3 protein-coding genes are annotated in these 5905 nt (G+C 52.9%); all 3 read right to left on the reverse strand.

Annotated features, from left to right (window positions below; translation table 11 throughout):
* Positions 1 to 265: 265 nt before the first annotated feature.
* Positions 266 to 493 carry a hypothetical protein gene (locus QZP87_RS02190; protein WP_045217393.1) on the reverse strand — a complete coding sequence of 76 codons (228 nt, stop codon included), beginning with the start codon at positions 491 to 493 and terminating at the stop codon, positions 266 to 268.
* Positions 494 to 702: 209 nt separating this feature from the next.
* On the reverse strand, positions 703 to 3822 hold the full coding sequence (locus QZP87_RS02195; protein WP_291321284.1) for a UvrD-helicase domain-containing protein: 3120 nt from the start codon (positions 3820 to 3822) through the stop codon (positions 703 to 705).
* A partial coding sequence (locus QZP87_RS02200; RefSeq protein ID WP_291321285.1) for a PD-(D/E)XK nuclease family protein occupies positions 3823 to 5905 on the reverse strand: 2083 nt, incomplete at its 5' end.

The following is a 5905-nucleotide window of genomic DNA, read 5'->3' on the forward strand; positions in this document are numbered from 1 at the left end:
AGGCTGCGCGATCCTCGCCATTTTGCTCGTATTCGACAATGTACCAGCCCAGCAGCCAGTTGCGTACAGCAAGAGATGTGTCCGCAATACGCCCAACCCGGGACTGCACGGCATCATTCGTATGGCGGCAAAGTTCCCCCAGTGATGAAAAATCGAAGGGACGGCTCATTCTCTATTCCCCATTTTCAATTCTCCATTATCAATTTGAGCGTGCTCTTGCCGGAGCCGTTGGGGCCGGCAAACATGCGCAGACGAGGGATATGACTCATTTCAGCACTCGTTTTTCCCCCACTCTTACGGGGGTGGGCGGGGCGATCTTTTTGACTATAGTGCGTGTACCGTCGGGGAACACCTCATAAACGATGCCGTTTTCACTCTGGAGTACGCTGTGGCCAGAAGCCAAAGTCTGCCAGTAGGCTTGTGTTCCGGCAGATTGAGCCAATTCAGGAATGTGTTCTTCTAAAAACTGCATGCTTTTTTCGGAGATAGGCATGGTGTTTTCCTTTGTTATCATTCAAATGGATTCGGATAGGGTAGGGTAATAGTTGCAATTCGCCTATTACCGGCTCAGTCATTTTTTACCGCCCATTCATTTTTACGGATATTGCTGACCCATTTGCTGCTGTCACTATAAGTCTGTTATTCCATGATCTGGATCTTCATCTCTGCATTGTGCCCAATTAAACTTTTTCTGCGATGTAGTCACAAATCAACCCCTACAACACACCCACCCACAGGATAGTGCAGATAGCTTATAACCGGCAAAGGACCAACCTCTTGCAGACAGTTCTTATACGCTTTAAGCTGTCCGGTAAAGTCTGAAGACTTCTGAAGAAGTTCTTTGTGTCCTCCGGGATAGGCCTTGTGGTCGATGATTATCATTTCATCCGGGGTTTCTATCAGGAGGTCAATGAATCCGAAGACTACTGATTCGTTTTCCAGGCGTTGCATGACTGGCAGTTCTCTTTTCCACTCGGCTTGGGGATAATTCTTCTCAATCCAGGCGTACAGGGAATCTGCAGATTGGATGAGTTGTTCGGGCTGCAGCCAGGTACTGCACTGCCACCTGTCTAAGATTTCCCTGGCCAGGTTCAATCGGTGGTTGTGGTCAAAAGCAGGGCGATCTGCAGCGTAAAAGGTGTGCAGGGCCTCACCCAGCAGGTTCAGGTCCGGTTTGCCGCTGAGGCTCAGGCGATCCCCGATCATTTTCAGACTGCCCACCCTGCCCTGGCCGGACATTTCTGAAGGGGAAATTCTGGCTGAAGGATAATCCACAGGCTGAAGCTCTAAGTAGTCTTCTCCAGGAGCAATGGTTCTATCTTCCGGTTCTGCAGGGGCCAGCACCCTGGTCTTGATGTCAAAGGTTCTACCGGCCCAGGTGGCCTTTTCTTCTTCTGGTACGGACAAAAGCCAGTTGTCTTTTTCATCCAAAAGCAGGCCCAGGATGCCTTTTTGAAATTCAGGTTCCCTGCCGGCAAGAATCAGACGGTCCCTGGCCCTGGTCCAGCCCACATACAAAAGCCTGAGCTCCTGGCGATAGTGCTGGCGCTCGGTCTCAGCCATTGATTTATGTCTGTTTAGTCGTTCATGGAACTCGGAATTTTTGGTTTTGAAGTGATAAGGGGAGAACCAGAACCGCAGCTTGCGGTCTGCCAGGGGATCCTGGGTGGTAAAGTTTTTCCAGTCGTGCATGACCTGCACTCCCAGGGGATTTGGATCAAATGTCTTGCCAAGCTGTGAGAGTATGGTCACGGGCCATTCCAGTCCCTTGGCGGAATGCCAGGTGGCTACGGTGACCGCATTTTCACCCCCTGCCGGGTTACGGGTGTCTTCTCCGGCATAATAAAGCTCCTGCATATGGGCGATGAATCCAGCCGGGGTGCAACCAATTCCCTCCTGGGAACAGGCATCTATATAACTATGAGCCCGGGCCTGAAGAGAGTCTAAGTTTGCCAGGCGCTGCTTAGATTCACCCCATGACAGGCACCACTGTCTTATATTCAAGGCCTGACAGACCAGAGTCAAACTTTGCTGTACTCCAGCCGTGGGGTATTGCTTGGAGAGTTCTGTAATGGCAGAAACTTCAGAAATACCGGCAAAGGCTTTCTCGCCTGGATTTTCCAGCAGGGTCTGCAGCCAAACGTCAGGAGTGCTTGAGTAATGAAACATCCTGGCCAGTTCCGCAGCTGCCAGGGAATCCTTGTAATCCACCCACAACCTGAGCCCGGCCATGACAGCCTTGACTTCCGAGGTGTCCAGCAGGCCGCTGCCAGGCAGAGCTGTGCGGATATTGATGCTTTGCAGGGCATGGGCCACCTGACTGCAGATATTATTGGTCCGGCACAGAACAGCGATATCTCCAGGCCGAACCTGTCTGGAGAAATTGCTCTGCCGGTCCCTGACCCTGGCCTGGCTGTCGTTTAACAGATCTCGTATCCCCTGCGCCAGAGCCATGGCATCCTCCTGCTGGTTTTTTGCTGACAGGGTCCACCATTCCACAGCAGGGCCAAGATCAGAATTATCCTCCAAGGCTGGACTGAGTCGGACTCGTTCTTCTGGTATCCCATGATGGTTAAAGGCCGGGCAGAAGACATCAGAGGTCAGGCTGACTAAGCAGGGACGGCTGCGCCAGGATTTTTTAAGGGTTTCCAGGGTATTGGCGGAACCAGGCTTTAACAGTTCATTCAGGCAGACATCCATAAGCGCCGGGTCTGTGCCCCGAAAGCCGTAAATGGACTGTTTCTGGTCGCCCACCCAGACGGTTTTCCTGCTTAGCTCTGCCAGCCTGAGCAAAATGGCCAGCTGAATAGGGCTGGTATCCTGAAACTCGTCCACCAGCAGCAAATCCAGTCCCTCTTTCAGGCGCTCCTTGACTTCAGGCTGCTCCAGAAGCTCAAGGGCCATGGTTTCCTGGTCGGCAAAATCCAGAACCCCCAAAAGTCTTTTATGCTCTTGATAGCTGTCCAGAGTATCCATGGCGATTTCAAAGACCAGGTCCACGGCCTGGGCCATGTCCTGGTGTAGTGCGGGATGACGGTGATGCTCTGAGGCAATTGAGACCAGGTCTTCGGTGAGGTGAATGGATTTTTTACCAGTGGCAAAATTACTCATCTGCCGCCATGTGTCCCAGGAAAGCCTGCGTCCCTGGCGAAGTTTGATCCGGACTGAACGGGCCATTTGCAGGGCTTTCTTAGTCGTTTTCGTGGTGTCATGGTCAGTATCCACGGACTGAATGAAGCTTTCCAAAGCCTGCAGCAGTTCATGGTCCAGATTTCTGTTTTTTGGCAGCTTCTTTCCCAGCAGCGAAAGCAGACCTTTTTGACTCTGGATTCTGGACTCCTCCAGGCCAACCCTGTCCAGCCCGTTGTACCTGGCCAGGGTTATCAAACGCTCCACCACCCCGGTCCAACTGAACCCTCCAAGCAGAGTCTCAAGTTCTGCCAGCCTCTCTGACTGCTGCGCAGTAACTACCTTGGAAATGGAGCGCCCAAGTTCGCGTGCAGCAGCATTTTCGTCCAGAACACCAGCATCCGGGAAAAGACCCTTTTCAAAGGTAAAGTCATTGACCAGTCTTCCGCAGATGGCGTTTATTGTTCCCATCCGGGCGGCTGAAAGCCTGTGGGCCTCGCTGACCAGTCCCTGAGATATCAGTTTCTGCCGGACCCGTTCCTGAAGTTCTGCAGCAGCCTTGCGGGTAAAGGTGGTGGCCATTACAGCTTCAGGCCGGACCTCCTTCGAGGCTATTTTTTCCCCCAGAAGCTCAGTTAATCGATAGGTCTTGCCGCTGCCTGCGCTGGCAGTAATAATATGAATACCAGACATCTATTCCTCCCCAAAAGCCCTGCCGCATAAATTGCCAAGACCACAGAAAGCACAAGGAGCAAGCTGCAGCCGGCCGTCAACAATGGCGCTTACCTTAGGCGGTTCTTCATCATTTCCTGGAGCCCTGACTTTGCCTTGTTCAAGTTCTTTCCAGGTATCATCATAGCCCTTAACTGCTGCCTCCCAGGTTTCTTCGAGAGCAGGACCTTTTACTGCCATTGAATCAGGAAAAATATCTGGACAGGTAGTAATGAGCTGTCCTTTCAGGAGCATGTAATAGGCAGCAGGGGGCATTTCTTTATCATTGTCCCGGGACAGAAGTCTGCTGTATACAGCCAGCTGAACTGAGGCCCCGTTTTCCAGCTCCTGTTGCCGAAAACCCATGCCCCCTCGCTTAAAATCCACCACTGCCAAAGGAGAATCCAGCACCAGATCAGGGGTGCCATCAAGGGTTAAGTCCAGGCCAGTAACAACCTGCTCTAAATGATCCTCAACATGCCTGATATCAAAACCGCCCTGGCTGATCATTTGGAGTATCTGCTCCACAGCAGCCTTAGTGGTATTGCGGACCCTGGCCCGGAGATGATCAAAACCCGGCAGAAAGAACCTGGCAGCAAGGCGGGGTCCCTGCTCGTCAAATATGCGCTCCACTTCGTCAGTGGAGATACCAGGGTCATGCCGGAACTTTTTCAGAAAGATGGATACGATTTCGTGCACAAACCAGCCTTCCAGCTCTTCAGGCTCGGAAAGTGCAGCACTCAGGCCGCTGGATATCCTTCCCTGATAGTTTATGACCCACTGCAAAGGACACGACAACAGGCTGGAAAGACTGTTTGCGGATTCTTTGGAGCGTTTTGAGATAAGACCCGTCTTGTGAATCGTCCACAGGGGCCTGGGCGCAGGCAGGGCCACGGCCTTTCTGGAAAACCTGGCCGGCATGGTCCCGGACATGATTTCCCTGTTCTGTAGACCCGATGCCTGTTTATCATCTTTCATCCTGCCCACAAGCTCGTCCCACACAGGATGGGGGAATTGTTCCTCTCCGGAAGAACTGCTTTCAGGACAGACCAGAAGAAGAGTGTTTTCAGCCAGCATAAGCGGACGCTGCCAGCGCCGGGCGATATGTTCTGCCTGTTGACCCGGATCAGGCAGGACAACCCCTGCCCGGGACAGGGCGTCTTTTTCAGTCTGGGAAAAGGGATCCTGGTAGACTGATGGCACACAGTCATGGTTAAAGGACCACCAGACCACATTCTTTGCACTGCCTGCCAGGCATTCCGGGCTGCTCACATACGCAAGACCTGCCTGGTCAGGAAAAAGCGGTATCTGGGAGCTTTCCTGGTTCAGATCATGGATCATGCGCTTTATCTGTGGGGCTGTGAAAGACTGCAAGCCCGAGATGTCTACCAGACGACGGGCATTTTCCAGCTGGGCAATCAAGGGATGCCAGTTCAGGTCATCTGCACCCAGCTCCATCCGGCCTCTGGCCCAGTCCCGGATAAGATCGATGCGGGCTGTAATCTCGGAAGCCGGATAATCGCCCTGGGAAATACTGGCCCCGAATACTGCCTGCACCCTGGCCTGGACCCTGTTGCGCCGGTCTGGGTCCTCAATGCTTTCCAGTCCCTCATGCATCTTATTCTGCCACTCCTTAGAACCTACTGCAGGATGTTTATGAAGCGCCCCTGCCAGGCGCAGGGCGATATTTTTCGGGACAGGGCTCACAGGCAGGATCAAAAGCTCTAAGGCCCTTTGGGGATCCGGCGGATTCCAGGCCATTTCCAGGACAAGAGGTAATATCTGCAACAAAGAGTTGTCATAAACCTGTATTCCGGCTCCGGTGCAAGGCAGGCCGAAACGATGAAGGGCTTCATCCAGAATACTGTCCGGGCCAATGATGACCGTGCTTTCCAGGTTGTCTAAGCCGGACAGCCAGGCAGCCGTTTCATGGGCAGCCTGGGTCGGAGTCTGGGGCCGCAGCATCTGCAAAGAGCCGTCGAATTGCAGCTCAAATCCTTTTTTACGCGAAGCAGCCAGATCTCCACCGGCCTTGGATGGGGTTATCTCTCTATTGATTACCTCA

This window comes from Desulfonatronospira sp. (assembly GCA_003563255.1).
GTDB lineage: Bacteria > Desulfobacterota > Desulfovibrionia > Desulfovibrionales > Desulfonatronovibrionaceae > Desulfonatronospira.

Coding starts and splice junctions, on each gene's coding strand:
- QZP87_RS02195 (WP_291321284.1), bottom strand. CDS start 3,822: ATGTCTGGTATTCATATTATTACTGCCAGCGCAGGCAGCGGCAAGACC.
- QZP87_RS02190 (WP_045217393.1), bottom strand. CDS start 493: ATGCCTATCTCCGAAAAAAGCATGCAGTTTTTAGAAGAACACATTCCT.